Below are 17,877 nucleotides of genomic sequence, written 5' to 3'. Positions count from 1 at the left end.
TTTGCTTTTATTAATAAAAAATTCAATATTTGTAATTCATTATTAATCAATAAATAAAGGCCTATAGCATAATAATTACTTTATAACTTAATATCCCTTAACAAGAAGATAACTAGTAAGTTATTCTTCAAAAAAGTAATTATTATGAAAGACATAATCGACGATAGTGTTTTAGTGAAAAACTACATTAACGGCAATGAACTAGCCATTGAATTATTGATTAAACGACACCAACAGAGATTGTATAGCTTTATTTATAGCAAAATACAAGATCGAGATACTACAGAAGATATTTTTCAAGATACCTTTATCAAGGTAATAAGAACGCTAAAAAAAGGAAATTATAACGAAGAAGGTAAGTTTTTACCTTGGGTCATGCGTATTGCTCATAATTTAATAATAGATTATTTTAGAAAGAACAATCGTATGCCAACGTTTAATAACACAGAGGAGTTTGATATTTTTTCGGTTTTAAGTGATGGAGCGCTAAATGCAGAAAGTAAAATTATTAAAGAGCAAATTTTAAACGACGTAAAAGAGCTAGTTGAAGAATTACCAGAAGAACAAAAAGAGGTTTTAAAGATGCGTATTTATAATGATATGAGTTTTAACGAAATATCAGAAAATACGGGCGTTAGCATTAATACAGCATTAGGAAGAATGCGTTACGCTTTGATTAATTTGAGAAAAATAATTGAAAAAAATAAAATTATTTTAGCAAGTTAAACAATATTTGAAAAAAAGCATCGTTAATTCATTGATTATAAGTTATAAATAAGGGGTTATATGATGCAAATTTACTCAGAAAAGTCTTCGGACTTTACTATGGAACCAAAACAAGAAACAGTTCAATATTTGATTAATTTTTCTAAATCGCTAAAAGTAGTTAAAACGAAATCAAACTATCTCATTGAATTGAATTTGAATTAAGAGTGGAAAAAGCTTCAACAAGGTTGGGGCTTTTTTTAAGCTTGTTTTTTATAATAATCGTCTATTACCGACTTTCTACCTACAGTTTTAGTAATAATGTCATTTTCTAATTTCCAACCGCGAGCAGGAGAGTATTCACGTCCGTAATAAATAATTTGTAAGTGTAATTTATTCCATAATTCTTTTGGAAATAAGCGTTTAGCATCCTTTTCAGTTTGTGTGACACTTTTTCCGTTTGTTAAATTCCAACGATACATTAATCTATGAATGTGGGTATCTACAGGAAAAGTTGGAATATCGAATGCTTGTGCCATTACAACGCTAGCAGTTTTGTGTCCCACAGCAGGTAATTCTTCCAAAGCTTCCATATCAATAGGAACTTCACCATTGTGTTTTTCAATCAAAATTTTAGATAAACCATAAATTCCTTTAGATTTCATAGGAGATAAACCAACAGGCTTAATAATATCTCGAATTTCATCAACAGTAAGTTTCACCATATCATAAGGATTATCAGCCTTATCGAATAATAAAGGGGTGATTGTGTTTACACGAGCATCAGTACTTTGAGCAGACATTAGTACTGCGATTAATAAAGTGTAAGGATCTTTATGATCTAAAGGAATAGGTGTTTCAGGGTATAATTCTTCTAATGTATCTATAACAAATTGAACTTTTTCTGCTTTGGTCATTTTATATAGTTTGAATGACTCAAAGGTACAAAGAAGCTACGTATGTTTATGGAAAATCAAAATCAACTTTGTAACTTTGACATTGTAACTTTGAAACGAAATAATATGACAACATTAAAAGTAGGAGATACCGCACCAAATTTTGAATCGGTAGATGAAAAAGGAAATGCAGTAAAGCTTTCTGATTATAAAGGAAAAAAATTAGTATTATTTTTTTACCCAAAAGCTAGTACACCAGGATGTACAGCAGAGGCTTGTGATTTACGAGATAATTACCAAACATTTTTAGCAAAAGGATACGATGTATTAGGAGTAAGTGCTGATTCAGCGAAACGTCAACAAAATTTCATTGACAAAAATGAATTGCCTTTTCCTTTGTTAGCAGATGAAGATAAAGAAGTAATTAATGCATTTGGAGTTTGGGGACCTAAAAAATTTATGGGAAGAGAGTATGATGGAATTCATCGTACGACCTTTGTAATTGATGAGAAAGGTGTGATTGAAGACGTAATTACAAAAGTAAAAACAAAGGAACACGCTAATCAAATACTAAGTAAATAGTGTAAAAAAATATCAAAATAAAAGTCGAGTATTTTACTCGACTTTTATTTTTTCTAAACGAATTTCTTGAGTTGTGTTTTTTAGCTCTCGTTGTAATTCTTTACTTGTTTTAGAACTTCCATCATGACTCCAACCAGGAGGCATAAACACATATTTTAAACGAACACGTAAAGGAAGATATTTTTTTCGATGGAAAAAATCGTTGTAAATTTCTTTCCATTCATGAAAAATAATATTAATAGGTCCTTTGTCTTCTAAAGGTTTTGTAAGACCATATTTTAATTTTTCATAATTTTCCTCATCTTCTTCAGCTTGGAAAGTACCAAATATCTTATCCCAAATAATTAAAAACATACCCATGTTTTTGTCAAGGTATTTAATGTTTGAAGCATGATGAACTCTATGATGAGATGGAGTAACAAAAAGAATCCCCCACCATTTAGAAAATTTATTATTAATAAAATTGGTGTGGCATAAAGTTCCGTAGTTTTGAATCATAGCATAAGCAAATATGATATGGAGAGCTTCAATACCAAGAAAAGCTAAAGGAATAAAGAAAATGTATCTGTATAAAGGTTGTAAAACAGACGATCTAAAGCCTGTAGAAATATTGTAGTATTCTGAATTGTGATGGGTTACATGGATTGCCCAAAAAAAACGAGAGCTATGATCAAAATAGTGTTGAAGATAATATAGAAAATCTTGCCCTAAAAAAGCCAAAGTCCAATAAGCCCAGTATTGATTACCTTCCCAATCAATAATTCTATTCTGATAAAAATAACTAAGAACAAAGAATGAAATTCCTTTCATTAACAAGTCTAAACTAAAATTAATGAGGGCGAAATAAAGGTTGGTTGCTGTGTCTTTAAATTCGTAGTTTTTTACTCTTGCTCGATAACTAAAAAACATTTCAAGAAAGATAACCAAGATAAAAAATGGAGTACTCCAATAATATAGTATATCTTGGTTAAATAAGCTATTAATATTAATTGAGTTAGATAGCAAAAAACAGTTAACTTATATTTTTATAACAGCTAAAACTATAATCTTTTTTCAATCCAGTTTTTGAAACTATAAAAGTTTTGAGGAGCAACTCCATGTCCGACTGGATATTCAGAGTATTCGTTTTCTAAATTAAAGTTTTCTAGTAGAATAGGGGCTTTTCTAGCCCAATCTACAGGAAGTACTTGGTCAACCGTTCCGTGAGAAATATAATAATCAGTGTTAATCATATTATGTATCTCAGAAGGTAATAGTTCCTCATTAATATAACCACTTAAAGCAACTACATGTTGTACCTTATTAGGGTATTTAAAACTTAGCGCATAACTTAAAATGGCTCCTTGGCTAAAACCTAATAAGAAGGTTTTGTCAGGGTTGGTATTATATTTTTCTTTGATTTCGTCAATAAATATAGCAATTTTATCTATTGATTCACTTGCTTGAGCTAAATCAGAGAATTTTCCGTTAATAGCATCGAAGTTAATAGCGTACCAAGCATAACCACCATATCCCATATCATGTGGAGCTCTAGCACTTACTATTAATAAATCTTCAGGTAATTCTTCTGCAAACGAAAACAAATCTTCTTCATTACTTCCGTATCCGTGCAATAAAATTAAAAGAGGTGGATTATCAATTGAGACCTTAGGTTCTCTTACAACGTATTGTAAACTCATGTATTAAATTCCTTTAAATAGGTTTTGAAATTGCTCTCCAACAACTGGTACAAGCTTCTTTTCTCCCTTTAAAACAGCTAAAAGGCTAATTATCCAAAGTACAAATAACAATACTCCTACAGCCCAACCTATTGTATTCCCTAAGTATCTGTATACAATCCATATATTTGCCATGTATAATAAATTTAACCCTAGCATTTGTCTTATATAAAAACTAGCAAAGGCATTTTTTTTGTTCATGTTTAAAACAAAGGCAATAATAAGCCCTATAACTGTAAAGTGGCTAATTATAGCTGCCGTCTTACCTTCGTTTACTGTTAGATTTTCCATGATTTTATAAGTTTAAAATTAGTTGACTATTATTGTAAATACCGTATACTTTTCCGTCTAGTTTTTTATCTAGAAATACACTGTTTTTAGAGGTAGAAATAATGTTTTCTTCAGAAAAAGTGTATTCTCCATTAGGGTTGAAGATAGATAAAGTAGCTTTTTCATTCTCTTCAATGATAACGGAATCAACTCCAAAACGCTTTCTAGGATTGTCTGATAAACATTTTACAATTGTTTCAATATCTAATACGGTATTTAATGCTCCGAAAGCACTTTCTAAACCAATAGTTCCGTCTTTTGCAGTAGAATACTCTACTTTTTTATGTTCAATGTCAATAGGATTATGATCTGAAGTAATTATATCAATAACTCCTTCTTTTAGTCCTTGTATTAAAGCTTTTCTATCATTTTCTGTACGTAGAGGAGGGTTTACTTTTTTATTTGCATCAAAATCATGTAGTTCATCGTCTGTTAAAAATAAATTATGAACTGCAACGCTACATGTTACATCTAATCCTTTTTCTTTTGCGTCTTTAATCAGTTGAACAGATTTAGCTGTAGAAATTGTAGGTATATGTAGTTTTCCTCCAGTGTATTCTAACAAAAATAAATCACGAGCAATTTGAATTTCTTCTGCAAGTGCAGGAATTCCTTTCAATCCTAAAAGAGTACTATTTTTACCTTCATTAGCAACCCCTTCACCTGCAATTAAATTGTTTTTAGGGAAGCTTAGTACTAATCCGTCAAAGTTTTGAGCGTAGAGTAATGCTATTTTTAACAAGTTGTCATTGCTAACAGGCTTATTGTAATCTCCAAAAGCAATAGCACCCGATTGTTGCATGTCATACATTTCTGACATTTCAACACCTTTACTTTGCTGTGTTAAAGCTCCAATAGGATGAATGCTAGTTGCAGCTCCGTTTACTTTATTAATTAAAAACTCAACAGCCGATTTATTGTCAACAATAGGATAGGTGTTCGGATTAATTGCTACGTCGGTAAATCCACTTTTAGCAGCTACCTGTACACCATGTTTTAAAGTTTCACGTTCTTCATAACCAGGTTCACCAAAAGACACACTAGTATCAAACCATCCGGTTGAAACATGTAGATTATCGAGTTCTACAACTTGATAGTTTTCTTTTGGTTGGATAGAATTATCAATTTTAGTGATAATTCCGTCAGTTATTAAAATATCTTTGGTTTGCTTGTGGTAAGGGCTAGAAGCATCTATAATTGTTGCCGATTTAAGCAGCGTTGTCATGGTTTAAAGAATTTTAAAATCAAAATTTCTAACAGCAAAGATACAATAGCTAGTGCCAAAAACCATTTCCAAAGCCATTGAATTTTATTTTCGTTATTAATATTTTCTAAAGTGTCTTTAACTGAGGTAGAAATTGTAGTGTTGTTAATATCAGAAAGTGTTAAAAAGTCTAAAGAGCTTTCACTTTTAGAGTAATTAAAAGCACAACTTTTTATCAGATTATTTTGTTGTTTAATTTGATAAAATCCTGCAATTAAAGGTTGATCATTAGTAGTAATTCGTACTTTGTTTTGAAAAGTTTGTTGTAACGGAATAAATGAACCGGTGTCGGAATAGATCGATAAAATTTCGTCTTTTCCTAAGTGTTTATCAATATCAATTGTATTTTGTTTATCAATAGTGTAATACAGTTCTGAAAGTTGTAAACTTTGTTTTCCAATGTTATAAAAAACAGGAACAATCAGTGGAGAATTGATAAAATTGCTGTTTTCTTTTTGAAGAGGAGCCGCTACCCAATACAAAGAAGCTTTTGGTAAACGTACTTGTTGAATAAAACCCTGCTTGTTTTCAAAAGAAACAAGATTAGAAACATTTTTAAGTGTTGAATTAAATGATGTTTTTACAAATGGATATTGAAAATTAGTAACTCTTTTCTCAAAAACATTTTTTAGAAGCGGATGGTTGTAATTAATATCCGTAATTTTTAAACTATCATTTTTTTGAGAAAGTAGACTTCCAATATTCAACTTGTTGAATAAATTATTGTATGAATTAATGGACGTGTTTTGGCTCGGAATAATAATAATATTCCCTCCATTTTCCATATAAGACTCTAAGCTGTTGATAAGTGTTTGGGGAATGTTTTCCAATTCATTTAAAACTACAAGATGTTGCTTTGGGATTACATTGTAATTCACATTTTGCAACGAAGAAGAGGTAAAGTTAAATTCCTCTTTCGTGTAAATTCTACTCAAAAAATCAGCCGATTCTCCTATGCTTAATACATTAATTTTTTCGTTGGTGTTGATAGTAAAGTAAAATGAATTGTCAAAGCTATAAGTGTCTTTAAAATTAAGGTCAATTTTCCCTAAAAAAACAGGTGCTTTTACAATAGAAAAAGTGACTTGTGTTGTGTTGTTTTCTTCTATTGAAAAAGTTTGTTTGTTAATGAGTTTATCGGCATTATAAAGAGCAATCGGAATGTCTTTTTTTTGTACTCCTTGGTTTCTAATAGTGATATGAATATTAAAGTTAGAAGAGCCATTATCGTTTACAAAAACACTATCAATAGAAAGATTACTTTTTTGTTCAGGACTTACTTTAACCAAGGCAGTATTCGTAGGAAGATTGGTAATACCTTCTTTTTGAATATTTTGAAAGTCAGAAATTAAGATGTTTTTAGTATTACTTGAAGTGTTTTCATTAGCTGCCTTTAACAGTACATCTTTTAAATTCGTGTTTTTAGCAGTATTAGTAACTTTTAGTAAAATGTCTTTTAGCTCAGAAGCTGTTTTATTTTTATAAAAGTTATTTTGAGTAGCTAAAGAATAGCTAGCTTTATCAGATAACTTTTCAATAATTTCTTGTGTAGCGATTTGCAGTAAATTACCCTTTTCTCCAACAGCATTAGTACTTAAAGAGTTATCTAAATATATAAAGAAATGCTGCTCTTCATCTAATTTATGATTACTAAAGTAAGGTTGAACAAAGGCAAAAATTAGAGCAGTAAGTAACAGTAAGCGAGTGGCTAAAATCACCCATTTTTTTATACGAGAACTTTTACGTGTTTGTAACACTAACTTTTGTAAAAAAGCTACATTGGTAAACGGAACTTTTACAAATCGCTGTAGTTGGAACAGGTGTACCAAAATAGGAATGAGTAAAAAAGCTAAGAAATATAAAATCTCAGGATGTTTAAACTGCATAATTGTAATTTACTAACTGTAAAAATACCTAAATAGATGGTTAAAAAAAGAATGTAGTTAAAAATCTGTTAGAAGGAGGTTTCTTTTTCGACAAAGGATTAAATTTTCCTATTTTTGGACTATGACTACAAAAGAGAGTGAGTGTAACATTCCGGAAGAAATTAATTATAAAAAACACTGGAATGCTGCCTATGTAAAAAATCCAACAGAAAAACTAGGCTGGTTCGAAGAAAATTCGAAAGAAACTATTCAATTACTAAAAGAATCCAAAGTATCTAAAGACGCTAAAATCTTAAATGTTGGCGTTGGTTCATCCATGTTAATTGACGAGCTAGTAGCTGATGGATATTCAGGTTTAATAGCAAATGATTTATCTGAAAAAGCTTTAACCGATATACAAAATCGATTAGGAAAAGATGCATCAAAAGTTAATTTTATAGCTGATGATTTAGTGACTCCAACCAAGTTACATGAGCTTGATGAAGTTGATGTATGGAATGATAGAGCGGTACTACACTTCTTTTTAAAAACCGAAGAACAGAATGCCTATTTTAATTTATTAAAGAAGCTTGTAAAAGTTGACGGATTCGTAATTATTGCTGTTTTTGCTTTAAACGGAGCAGAAAAATGTTGTGGACTGCAATTACAACGTTACAATGCGGAAATGCTACAAGAAAAATTAGGAAACGATTTTGTTTTAGTCAATAGTTTTAATCACACATTTGTAAATCCGTACGGAGGAGAACGTCCGTATGTTTACACCTTATTTCAAAGAATGCACAAGTAATGAACGTAACCAATATACCTTATAAAAACACAGGATTCTTTTCTAAAACAATGGAGGATTATTTAAAGGCTGATGAAAATATTCAACCTTTTTATAACCGTTATCCGAGTTTACGAAACTTTGAAAAGCAACTAGAAGAAAAGAAAGCAAATCCTATTTCAAGCACTCAAAGAAAAAGATTGGTTGAAGTATTGAGAAAACAATACAAAGACATTGATTTGTCGTTCGACACGCAAAAAAATATAGAAAGCTTATTAGAAGAGAATACATTTACTGTTACAACAGGACATCAGCTGAACTTATTTACAGGGCCGTTATACTTTTTATATAAGATTATATCAACTATAAATATGTGTGAGCATTTGTCAATGCAATTTCCGAATGAGAATTTTGTGCCCATATATTGGATGGCAACTGAAGACCACGATTTTGAAGAAATTAACTTCTTTAATTTTAAAGGGATAAAAGTACAGTGGAACTCTGACCAAACAGGACCAGTAGGGCGTTTTACAACCGAAGGGTTACAAGATGTTTTTGAAGTGTTTGCAGAACATTTAGGAAGTTCAAAAAATGCTGTTCAAATAAAAGAGATATTTGAAAAAGGATACTTGCAACACAAAACATTAGCAGATGCAACTAGATATATAGCCGATAAACTTTTTGGAAAGTATGGTTTGGTAATTTTAGATGCTGATGAAAGAGAATTAAAAAGAGCACTAACACCGTATGTAGAATACGATTTGTTACATGAAACCTCTTATAAAGAAGTATCGAAAACAATTACAGAACTAGAGAAATCATATAAAATACAAGTAAATCCGCGTGAAATAAACTTGTTTTATATAACCGATAGGATTCGCGAACGTATTGTTCTTGAAAACGGAATTTACAAAGTAAATAATACAGATATTTCTTGGACAAAGGATGAAATTCTAGACCATTTACATAGTCAGCCAGAATGTTTTTCACCAAACGTAATTATGCGCCCACTATACCAAGAGGTAATTTTACCGAACCTATGTTACATAGGTGGAGGAGGAGAGTTAGCCTACTGGTTAGAGTTAAAGGCATATTTTGATAAAGTAAATGTTCCGTTTCCTATTTTGTTATTAAGAAACTCAGCTCAAATACTTTCAGAAAAACAATTAGGAAAGTTAGAGAAACTAAACGTTTCAGAAGAAGAGTTGTTTTTAAAACAAGATGATTTACTAGCAAAAAAAGTGTTAGCTAATGGCGATACTAAGGTAGATTTTACCAAGCAAAAGCAGTTTTTACAACAACAGTTTGACGATTTACGTAAGGTAGCTCAAAAAACCGATGTTTCTTTTGTTGGTGCAGTAAATGCACAAGAAAAAAAGCAGATAAAAGGATTAGAAAACCTTGAAAAAAGATGGTTACGAGCAGAAAAAAGACGCCAAAAAGAAATGGTTGAAAGAATCGTAGCTTTGCAAAACGAATTGTTACCTAATCAAAGTTTAGAAGAACGTCAACGTAATTTTTCAGAATTCTATTTAGAATATGGAGCCGACTTTATTAAAGTTCTGAAAGAAAATTTACATCCGTTACAACTAGAGTTTACCCTTATTACACTTTAATGGCAGATAAAAAAGGATTACACAGAAAAAACAAACACAAAAACGGATATAATTTTAAACTCTTAAAAGAAAAGTATCCAAAAATAGAGGAGTTTGTTACTGAAAAATTTGAGAAGGAAACCATCGATTTTTCTGACCCAATAGCAGTAAAAGAGTTTAATAAAGCATTATTAGTTGCTCACTATAATATTAAGCATTGGAATTTTTCTGATGATAATTTATGTCCGCCAATACCTGGAAGAGTAGATTACATCCATCATTTAGCAGATTTGGTAGCAGATGAGGAAAATGTAAAGGTGTTAGATATTGGTACAGGAGCAAGTTGTATTTATCCTTTGTTGGGAATTGCAGAATATGACTGGAATTTTGTTGCTACTGATATCGATTTAGATTCACTAGATTATGCTCAAGACATTATAGATGATAATGGTTTTACTGATAAGGTTGAATTAAGGCAACAGTTTAAAGAAGAGCATATTTTAGAAGGAATTATAGAAGCAGATGATGCCTTTACAGTAACGATGTGTAATCCACCATTCTATAAATCGGCAGAAGAGGCTAGAGGAGCGAACCGAAGAAAATCAAGAAACTTAGGAAATAATGCTGTCCGTAATTTTGCAGGGAACTCTAATGAGTTGTGGTATATAGGTGGAGAGAAAGCTTTTTTACATACCTATTTATATGAGAGTTCTAAATTCCCGAAAGTAAGTAAATGGTTTACGAGTTTGGTTTCTAAAAAAGAAAACGTAGAAAGCTTACAAAACTCAGGAAAAAAGTTAGGAGTTAAAGAATTTAAAGTAATTCCTATGCACCAAGGAAACAAGGTAACACGCATTGTGTGTTGGAGGTTTTAGAAAAGGAAAGAAACTTTCTAAAACAATAAATAAACGTCATTTCGAAGGAGGTTACGACTTAGAAACCGTAAGGTTCAGCGTAGCTAAATCTTAACGATGGGGGTTACTACCCTTGAAGAGATTTCTCCCTCCGGTCGAAATGACGTTTTGTAGTTCTTAAATACTTTTTACAAAGTCTAAGAATACTTTTTTATGAAGCTCTAAATCCATATTAGGAGAAAGCGCTACACGAGCAATATAATCTTTATCACCCTCTTTCGTAGTTCCTTGTGTTGAGGTTGCAGGAATTGTCCAGTAACAACCCTTTAACTGTCCGTAGCTTACACAATACTTACTTTCATTAGGTATTTCGGTAATCATTAAATTGATAAGCTTTAAGTTTAAGGCTCTTTTATACGCTTCTTTTTCTTCCGCAGTATTTCCTTTGGTAGGAAGATCTAACGAAAATACCGATGGCGTAAATCCTTGTGCTGCTAGTTCTTCTGAAACAAAATTGATTTTAGCATCAGGTAAAACTTCATGGATAAAGTTTACAAACTCACGAGTATTCTTATAAGCATCACTAATTCGTTGCGTCATAGAAGGCATTTGTGCAGCCAATATTTCGTATTGAAGCGGTGTAGCCTCATTATCGCAAATGTGTAAATGCTTTTCTATTTTTTCTATTAAAGCATTCGTTGTTTTATTTCCAACACAGTATCCAGCAGTACATTTTCCACCACTAGGGAATTTTGATCCACTAGCAAACGAAATAGTTCTAATATTGGCTAACATGTCTGTATCTCCTAAAAAGTGAACATTCGGACAAAAAGTTTGGTCTAAAATAAAAACAGGATCAATCGCTGTTTCACCAGTTGGAGTAGTACGCTTTTTACTCAAAACATCTCTTAAATCAGTAAGGTTTGGTACTTCTACTCTTGGGTTGGTTGGAATTTCAGCAATGATATAAGGAACCGCATCTTGCGCTGCAATGTTAGTTAACACGGTATCAATACTTTCTACCATGTCGTTATCTCCATCAACAGGTAAATCAACAATGTCTACGTTGTTTAAACAAGCAGCAACACGTCTTGCTTGGTCGTTTGTACCACCGTAACAGTTTGGAGGCACTACAATTTTAATAGCTTTTCCTTTATGGTTTTCAAGAGCATCGTCAATTAATCCCATTAAAATGGCGTATTGTATTGAAAGTCCACTTGATGCTACTAATGCTTTTGTACTCGTATTGGTAATTTCATTGATTAATTTCTCAACCTTTGCTTTGTTTTGTGCTACGTTAGTAACCGTAGTATCATAAGGCTCATCGATAAGGCTTTTTAAAGCTTTTAACGAATTAGCGGGAGTCATGGCAATAGTTTCTCTTCTTCTTACATGTTGAATGTCTGAAATATAAGCGTCGTTTTGTGCACCGTTAACTAATAAAAAGCTTCCTAATTCAGGGTGTGTATTGATGTAGAAATCAACATTTGGTACAATGGTAAAGTTGCAAATAGCTTCTTGTTCAACAATCAATACGGTGCTACCATCAAACTCAGGAATAGCTTCAACACTATCCACCTTTTTTAATTCAAACTGATATCCGTATACATTTTTAATTACTTCTGCATCAAAAAAGCTAGGGATTTCATTAGTGTACACTATTTGCGTGTTTTTATTAGCAAACAAATTCGCTCTTAATACAGCCAACACAGGAACTGTTTGTGACGAAAAACTAATTACATTTTCTGCTTTTGTATTATATAGTTTGGAAATCGTCCACTCTAATACAGATGATAACGGATGCCCTAAACGAATATAATCGTATGCAGTTGGTAACTCGCTTAAAGCTGAAGCAGTAGCGTTATTGTTTTTATACAAATCTTCAAACTGCTCTAAAAACTGGGTTTTGGCTAGTTTTTCTACATAAATATCCAGACGGTGTGTGGTTAGGTTTAACCAATCTGCCGGCATATTTTCTACAACATTTTTTATATAAGTATGTAAGTTTTTGTCTTGCATTATAGGTGTCTTTTAATAAGACTGCAAGATACGTTAATTAGATTTTTTTAGAAAGAGAGTAGAGGGGAGTTTTGTTGTTAAGTCATTTGTAAAGTTAATAGTTGAAGAGTGTTTTTACATTTCAGTTAAATTATAGTTTGGAATTGATATTCTTTTGACAAAAATTAATCCATCATACGTTTCAGCATATGTTTTACTAATCATAATTTTATATAATGGTTTGGGCTGGTATCCTCCTGCTCCTATTAATAAGTGTTTGTTTTTTTTGTTAAAGAATTTTGTTGGTTCATTTTCGATAGCATGAAGAAGATCAATAAAATAAATATCTTTGTTTACAGACATCAGTGTTTTAGCATACGTTTTTCGAAACGGTTTTGTAATGTGGTAAGTTTTCCAATGATTTCCTTTCTTTTTGTCTATTACATAACCTTTTATATTTCCTGTTCCAAAGTCAAAGCCTATACTATAATAATCCTTCTTATAATAATTTTTCAAATACTGACCTAGATTAGTTATACCGCTTCCAGAGCCATACATTTCTTTTTTGTTTATATGTTCATTATGAGCCCAAATAAAGGCTTTTCCATTTTTAGAACCATTTTCTAAAATCCATTTAACATTCTCAAACATTTTTAAATCCCTGAATTCAGTGCTCTTTGGATATTTATCTTTAATAGATGAAGCGTATTCAACATAATTTATTAAATAATTTAAGCTTCTTATTACAGATAAATATTTTTTATTATCTGTTTTATGATTAAGTATTTGCTGTTTTAATTTATTTAATTTAGGAACCTGAAACAGCCACCAATTAGTGTGTTTTGTATAATCTATCTTTTTGTTTGAACAACTATCAACAACTTTTAAAAGGTTTTGGTCAATAGGAACTTTATTTTCTTTAATAAAATGATGTACCTCATGGTTAATACCTTTTCCTAGCTGGATATCCATTCCATAAAAGCGAATTTGCTCTTTTTTTGGTTTGTTCAAGTTGTAATTTCTCATCCACAGTAAAAGATTTACAATTTCTTTAGTGTACCAAAAACCATTATTAAAATTCTTAGCAATCTTTTTAATATCTCCTTTACCTCCACTTATCCACTCATTTATTCCTGATTCAGCTTGGTAAGATTCTTCCATTATAAAAGTTTTAACATCTTGCGTTTTTACTAAATGTTTGAAAAACTTAACTTTTAAGTTAAAAAACTCTTTTGTATTATGAGATGCTTCTCCAAACCCGTAAATTTTTGCATTAGCAAATTTATTAGGTATGTTTTGTTCAAAAATTGTGAGCTTTGAGTTAGGGTTTGCATCTTCAATCTCTATGGAGTTAATGTTGAGCCAATTGATGGTTTCTTTATTCTGAGAGTAAATATGAAAATGAGAAATAAATATAAAAACTGAAAGAATCTTTTTCATTTTTAAACTTTTTTATAAAAATTATATAGCACTTTTTTTTGAATAAAACTTTAGTTAAAAATAAAATTAACTAATTACGAAGTTAACCGTTTAAATTATAAAATCAAACTAAACTTTAAGTAGTCTCCTCAGTATCCAGTTTATCTATTTCATAACTCATATATTCTTTATACAGTTTCGCGATAGACTTGGTTTCTCCAAGTATAGTAAGTACATCGTCTTTTAGAAAAACAGTTGAACCGTTAGGGGTAAACGTTTTGTCGTTTCTTTCAACCAAAGCTACTAAAACATCTTTTGGTAACTGAATTTCCTTTAACTGTTTTCCAATCATGGTGTCTTGCGGAGTTCCTTCTAGTAGTTTGATACTTACAAATCGCTCGTTTTGTAATAAAAACTCTTTAATCTCCCTGTGGCTATTCATTTTAAGCAAGGTTTTTACGATGTGCTCTCGTTCTAAAATATCAAGAAGTCTCGATAGCATACGCAATTGCTGTTTTGGGTTTTCATCAGAATTAATTAGAAAAGCACAGATTTGTATGGGCTTTTTAAACTCATAATCTTCAGACGGAAATGCACCTTCAATAGGTTTTTTAGAAATAACAATTTTCATGGAAGGATGCGTAACACTCTTAAACTTGGCATGAAAAACTAAAATACCAGGTAACGCTATTACAGATTCATCGGGTATCGATTGGAAAAATTTGTGTAGTACTCCTTCTTTGTTGAGGTCTAACTCCCTACAAAAGTAATCGGAAGCGATATTTAATACGTTGTCAAAGTTAGTGGTATCCTTAATTATTTTTATTTTCGACTTAATTACGGTTTCATCAAAAGGATCGCCTTCACGAAGTCCTTTTTCTTTTAAAATAGTCATTAATTCATTTTCCAACTCGTCGTACTGATGCCTCCCTAAAAGCGCAAACCAATGAAAAATAGCGCCTTCTCGTTTTACTTTTCCTTTGGAATAGAAGTGATACCAAAGTAAGCCAATAACAATAATACCTGAGGTAAAAAGTATAGGCATCCATCCTAAATAAATAATAAGGATGAATGAAATAACAATTCCAATAACCTGCATAAATGGGTATAATGGAGATAAATAGCCAGGGTCGTACGATTCTATTTTACTTTTTCTAAAAACAATAACAGAGAAGTTAATAAAGATAAAAATTAACAGTTGAAAGGTACTCGCAAGCTTTACAATACCTTCTTCTGATAGTACTAGAATGAATACTATAATTAATGCTGTGGTTAAAAATATAGCGACTACAGGACTTCCTTTTTTACCAATTTTGGCTAGAATAGCAGGAAACAGTTTATCACGTCCCATAGCAAACGGATATCGTGATGCTGATAATAGTCCTGCGTTTCCTGTAGAGGCAAAAGCGGCAAGTGCTGCTACCGACATTAATAATACTCCTACATTATCGGGTAACCATTTAAAAAGTTGTTCTGCGGCTGTAGCTGCTGGTGCTAGTTCGTTAGCAAAGGCAGTAGGTTCAATAAGTGTAACCATAATAAAAACACCCAAACCATAAATTAATCCTGTAACGACTAATGAAAGTATCATACCCAAAGGAATGTTTCTTTCAGGGTTTTTAATTTCTTCTGCAACGCTTACTATTTGAGTGAGCCCTAAATAGGAAACAAAAACAAAACCTATGGTGGTAAACATACCTCCAAAACCATTTGAAAAGAAGGGGGTAAATTGTTTGTTGATAGATTCGTTGGTAATAGTATCTGAGGTAAAGATGGAGAAAAGACCATCTGCAATAAAACCAACTAAAATGACTAATAGGAATATGACAAACACTTTTTGAAAGGCGGAGGTTTTTTTAGCACCTACTAAGTTTAACGCCATAAAAAAGAGAGTAGCCACAATGGCAACTATTTTGGTTGGAACTTCCCAAAATATAGCAGCATAAGCACCAATACCAATAATAGCAAAGGCTGTTTTAAGCATTAAAGCAAAATAGGTACCCAGTCCGCCAATGGTTCCCATGAGTGGTCCTAAACTTCTATCTAAAAAAAAGTATGCTCCACCTGATCGTGGTAAGGCTGTTGATATTTCAGCAATGCTAAACATGGTGGGTAGTATTAATACACCTGCAAGTAAGTAGGCTAAAAATACAGAAGGCCCTGTGTAATGTGAGGCGATTCCTGGTAGTAAAAAGAAACCAGAACTAAACATAGCTCCAGTACTTATGGCAAAAACATCAAATAATCCTAAGTCTTTTTTTAGTTTGTTCCTCATGACTTTTGCGTTTAAGGCTTATTATTAAGTGGTTAGACCATGAGAAGATATGAAAAAAATTACACTTTTTAGAGTGATGCAACTAAAAGGATGCTTATAGTATTCTGTTTTACAGTAGAGTAAAAGTGTTTAATAAGGGGTTTTACGCAATCTTCGTCCCATTTTTAACTGCACGTTCTGCAGTTAATAGAGTTACTTCTTTATCATCGCCTAAACCTCCTAATACCAAGCATTCGCTCATCATGTTGGCAATTTGTTTTTTAGGAAAGTTTACCACAGCAACCACTTGTTTCCCTATCAAATCTTCAGGTTGGTATAGTTTAGTAATCTGAGCTGAGGTTTTTTTAATTCCGTAGTCTCCAAAATCTACTTGCATTTTATAGGCAGGATTTTTAACCTCTTTAAAAATCTCCGCAGAAATAATCGTACCAATACGCATTTCTACTTTTGCAAAATCGTTCCAAGTTAAATTGTTATTGTCTTCCATAGTTTAGTTATTTTCTAGCAATCTTTTTGCAGCAGTAAATGGAGTGGTTTTCCCATTTTCCAGTTTAGTAACTTCCTGCTGTAAGCGTTCTTTAATTTTTGGATTATTGTAAAAGTTATTTTTCAATTGTTGATTGATGGTTTCTAGCAACCAATAATTATTTTGTTCATTTCTTTTCTGTTGAAAGTAGCCAGATTTTTTTACTAAGTTCATGTACTCATCAATCATGGTATAAATAGCATCTACTCCTTGATGATGAAGTGCACTCGCCAATAAAACTTTGGGTTGCCATCCACTTTCTTTTGGCGGATATAAATGCAAGGCTCTGTTAAATTCTACTTTAGCAATTTTTGCATTTTTCTCATTACCGCTATCCGCTTTGTTAATCACAATAGCATCTGCCATTTCAATAATTCCGCGTTTAATTCCTTGTAGCTCATCACCAGCACCTGCCAATTTCAACAATAAAAAGAAATCGGTCATAGAATGTACAGCCGTTTCCGACTGTCCAACACCTACCGTTTCAATAATGATTGTATCAAAACCAGCTGCTTCACATAAAATAATACTTTCACGTGTCTTTTGAGCAACGCCACCTAACGAAGTTCCAGAGGGAGAAGGGCGGATAAAAGCATTTTCATCGGTAACCAACTCTTCCATACGAGTTTTATCACCTAAAATACTTCCTTTATGTACCGAACTACTTGGGTCTACCGCTAACACCGCTACTTTTTTGCCTAACGAAGTTAAATGCTTGCCAAAAGATTCAATAAACGTACTTTTTCCTACACCAGGAACACCCGTGATACCAATTCTTACCGATTTATTGGCATGCGGTAGGCAAGCTTCTAAAATTTCATTCGCTTGTTCTTGGTGTTTTGGATTGGTGCTTTCTACCAAAGTAATGGCTCTGCTTAAAAAAGGAATATTTCCTGCCAATATTTGGGTTACAAATTCTTCAGTAGAAGTGATTTTTCTTCTGTTTCGTTTTATTTTTTCTGCAGACGATTTGCTGGTGGTTTCTGGTTGAGAAACCCCACCTTTTTCAGAGAGTGCAGATTTGTTTTTGTCGGTCATTGTATAGCTAAAACGGAATAAAAAC

The 17,877-nt window shown here is 31.9% G+C and carries 16 protein-coding genes; 5 read left to right on the top strand and 11 right to left on the bottom strand.

Going from position 1 to position 17,877, the window contains the following annotated elements; genetic code table 11:
* The first annotated feature begins 144 nt into the window (after positions 1 to 144).
* The gene (locus C8N26_RS09920) at positions 145 to 726 is read left to right on the top strand and encodes an RNA polymerase sigma factor (protein ID WP_028890901.1); all 582 of its coding nucleotides are present in this window, start codon (positions 145 to 147) and stop codon (positions 724 to 726) included.
* A gap of 239 nt (positions 727 to 965) precedes the next feature.
* Here C8N26_RS09920 and C8N26_RS09915 read toward each other — a convergent pair whose 3' ends face one another.
* The gene (locus C8N26_RS09915) at positions 966 to 1,622 is read right to left on the bottom strand and encodes an endonuclease III domain-containing protein (protein ID WP_120187148.1); all 657 of its coding nucleotides are present in this window, start codon (positions 1,620 to 1,622) and stop codon (positions 966 to 968) included.
* 105 nt (positions 1,623 to 1,727) lie between these two features.
* Between C8N26_RS09915 and bcp the strand changes: the two genes are divergently transcribed.
* Positions 1,728 to 2,183, top strand: a complete 456-nt coding sequence (bcp, locus tag C8N26_RS09910; protein ID WP_120187147.1) for a thioredoxin-dependent thiol peroxidase — start codon at positions 1,728 to 1,730, stop codon at positions 2,181 to 2,183.
* Positions 2,184 to 2,216: 33 nt separating this feature from the next.
* Here bcp and C8N26_RS09905 read toward each other — a convergent pair whose 3' ends face one another.
* From C8N26_RS09905 to C8N26_RS09885, 5 genes are all read right to left on the bottom strand, one after another.
* The gene (locus C8N26_RS09905) at positions 2,217 to 2,993 is read right to left on the bottom strand and encodes a sterol desaturase family protein (RefSeq protein ID WP_245962553.1); all 777 of its coding nucleotides are present in this window, start codon (positions 2,991 to 2,993) and stop codon (positions 2,217 to 2,219) included.
* Between the two features lie 230 nt (positions 2,994 to 3,223).
* On the bottom strand, positions 3,224 to 3,862 hold the full coding sequence (locus C8N26_RS09900) for an alpha/beta hydrolase (protein ID WP_120187145.1): 639 nt from the start codon (positions 3,860 to 3,862) through the stop codon (positions 3,224 to 3,226).
* Between the two features lie 3 nt (positions 3,863 to 3,865).
* Positions 3,866 to 4,192 carry a hypothetical protein gene (locus tag C8N26_RS09895; protein WP_120187144.1) on the bottom strand — a complete coding sequence of 109 codons (327 nt, stop codon included), beginning with the start codon at positions 4,190 to 4,192 and terminating at the stop codon, positions 3,866 to 3,868.
* Positions 4,193 to 4,196: 4 nt separating this feature from the next.
* On the bottom strand, positions 4,197 to 5,456 hold the full coding sequence (locus C8N26_RS09890; protein WP_120187143.1) for a dihydroorotase: 1,260 nt from the start codon (positions 5,454 to 5,456) through the stop codon (positions 4,197 to 4,199).
* Positions 5,453 to 7,381, bottom strand: a complete 1,929-nt coding sequence (locus C8N26_RS09885) for a BatA domain-containing protein (protein ID WP_120187142.1) — start codon at positions 7,379 to 7,381, stop codon at positions 5,453 to 5,455. Before C8N26_RS09885 ends, C8N26_RS09890 begins: the two co-directional genes overlap by 4 nt.
* Positions 7,382 to 7,502: 121 nt before the next feature.
* On the opposite strand from C8N26_RS09885, the gene C8N26_RS09880 reads away from it, so the two are divergent.
* The 3 genes from C8N26_RS09880 to rlmF are packed head-to-tail and all read left to right on the top strand — an operon-like array spanning position 7,503 to position 10,617.
* Positions 7,503 to 8,168, top strand: coding sequence for a class I SAM-dependent methyltransferase (locus tag C8N26_RS09880; RefSeq protein WP_120187141.1), 666 nt, complete (start codon positions 7,503 to 7,505; stop codon positions 8,166 to 8,168).
* Positions 8,168 to 9,763: a bacillithiol biosynthesis cysteine-adding enzyme BshC gene (gene bshC, locus C8N26_RS09875; protein WP_120187140.1), complete on the top strand. Its 1,596-nt coding sequence runs from the start codon at positions 8,168 to 8,170 to the stop codon at positions 9,761 to 9,763. The genes C8N26_RS09880 and bshC overlap by 1 nt, the downstream gene beginning before the upstream one ends.
* Positions 9,763 to 10,617, top strand: a complete 855-nt coding sequence (gene rlmF, locus C8N26_RS09870) for a 23S rRNA (adenine(1618)-N(6))-methyltransferase RlmF (protein ID WP_120187139.1) — start codon at positions 9,763 to 9,765, stop codon at positions 10,615 to 10,617. The genes bshC and rlmF overlap by 1 nt, the downstream gene beginning before the upstream one ends.
* A gap of 156 nt (positions 10,618 to 10,773) precedes the next feature.
* Here rlmF and C8N26_RS09865 read toward each other — a convergent pair whose 3' ends face one another.
* From C8N26_RS09865 to meaB, 5 genes are all read right to left on the bottom strand, one after another.
* Entirely contained in the window at positions 10,774 to 12,615 is a 1,842-nt protein-coding gene (locus C8N26_RS09865) for a PLP-dependent aminotransferase family protein (RefSeq protein WP_120187138.1), read from the bottom strand.
* Between the two features lie 114 nt (positions 12,616 to 12,729).
* Positions 12,730 to 14,034, bottom strand: a complete 1,305-nt coding sequence (locus C8N26_RS09860; protein WP_120187137.1) for an erythromycin esterase family protein — start codon at positions 14,032 to 14,034, stop codon at positions 12,730 to 12,732.
* Between the two features lie 115 nt (positions 14,035 to 14,149).
* Positions 14,150 to 16,288: an amino acid permease gene (locus C8N26_RS09855; RefSeq protein ID WP_120187136.1), complete on the bottom strand. Its 2,139-nt coding sequence runs from the start codon at positions 16,286 to 16,288 to the stop codon at positions 14,150 to 14,152.
* Between the two features lie 142 nt (positions 16,289 to 16,430).
* Entirely contained in the window at positions 16,431 to 16,775 is a 345-nt protein-coding gene (locus C8N26_RS09850) for a tRNA-binding protein (RefSeq protein ID WP_028890916.1), read from the bottom strand.
* A 3-nt stretch (positions 16,776 to 16,778) separates the two neighbouring features.
* Entirely contained in the window at positions 16,779 to 17,852 is a 1,074-nt protein-coding gene (meaB, locus tag C8N26_RS09845; RefSeq protein ID WP_120187135.1) for a methylmalonyl Co-A mutase-associated GTPase MeaB, read from the bottom strand.
* Positions 17,853 to 17,877: the final 25 nt, after the last annotated feature.

Source organism: Tenacibaculum lutimaris, assembly GCF_003610735.1.
Classification (GTDB): Bacteria; Bacteroidota; Bacteroidia; order Flavobacteriales; family Flavobacteriaceae; genus Polaribacter; species Polaribacter lutimaris.
The sequence above is the reverse complement of the archived record's forward strand: the minus strand, read 5'-3'. Positions and strand labels throughout refer to the sequence as shown.

What these genes read in the sequence shown, in the direction of transcription:
- C8N26_RS09920 (WP_028890901.1), top strand. Translation starts at nt 145, where the DNA reads ATGAAAGACATAATCGACGATAGTGTTTTAGTGAAAAACTACATTAAC.
- C8N26_RS09915 (WP_120187148.1), bottom strand. Translation starts at nt 1,622, where the DNA reads ATGACCAAAGCAGAAAAAGTTCAATTTGTTATAGATACATTAGAAGAA.
- bcp (WP_120187147.1), top strand. Translation starts at nt 1,728, where the DNA reads ATGACAACATTAAAAGTAGGAGATACCGCACCAAATTTTGAATCGGTA.
- C8N26_RS09905 (WP_245962553.1), bottom strand. Translation starts at nt 2,993, where the DNA reads ATGAAAGGAATTTCATTCTTTGTTCTTAGTTATTTTTATCAGAATAGA.
- C8N26_RS09900 (WP_120187145.1), bottom strand. Translation starts at nt 3,862, where the DNA reads ATGAGTTTACAATACGTTGTAAGAGAACCTAAGGTCTCAATTGATAAT.
- C8N26_RS09895 (WP_120187144.1), bottom strand. Translation starts at nt 4,192, where the DNA reads ATGGAAAATCTAACAGTAAACGAAGGTAAGACGGCAGCTATAATTAGC.
- C8N26_RS09890 (WP_120187143.1), bottom strand. Translation starts at nt 5,456, where the DNA reads ATGACAACGCTGCTTAAATCGGCAACAATTATAGATGCTTCTAGCCCT.
- C8N26_RS09885 (WP_120187142.1), bottom strand. Translation starts at nt 7,381, where the DNA reads ATGCAGTTTAAACATCCTGAGATTTTATATTTCTTAGCTTTTTTACTC.
- C8N26_RS09880 (WP_120187141.1), top strand. Translation starts at nt 7,503, where the DNA reads ATGACTACAAAAGAGAGTGAGTGTAACATTCCGGAAGAAATTAATTAT.
- bshC (WP_120187140.1), top strand. Translation starts at nt 8,168, where the DNA reads ATGAACGTAACCAATATACCTTATAAAAACACAGGATTCTTTTCTAAA.
- rlmF (WP_120187139.1), top strand. Translation starts at nt 9,763, where the DNA reads ATGGCAGATAAAAAAGGATTACACAGAAAAAACAAACACAAAAACGGA.
- C8N26_RS09865 (WP_120187138.1), bottom strand. Translation starts at nt 12,615, where the DNA reads ATGCAAGACAAAAACTTACATACTTATATAAAAAATGTTGTAGAAAAT.
- C8N26_RS09860 (WP_120187137.1), bottom strand. Translation starts at nt 14,034, where the DNA reads ATGAAAAAGATTCTTTCAGTTTTTATATTTATTTCTCATTTTCATATT.
- C8N26_RS09855 (WP_120187136.1), bottom strand. Translation starts at nt 16,288, where the DNA reads ATGAGGAACAAACTAAAAAAAGACTTAGGATTATTTGATGTTTTTGCC.
- C8N26_RS09850 (WP_028890916.1), bottom strand. Translation starts at nt 16,775, where the DNA reads ATGGAAGACAATAACAATTTAACTTGGAACGATTTTGCAAAAGTAGAA.
- meaB (WP_120187135.1), bottom strand. Translation starts at nt 17,852, where the DNA reads ATGACCGACAAAAACAAATCTGCACTCTCTGAAAAAGGTGGGGTTTCT.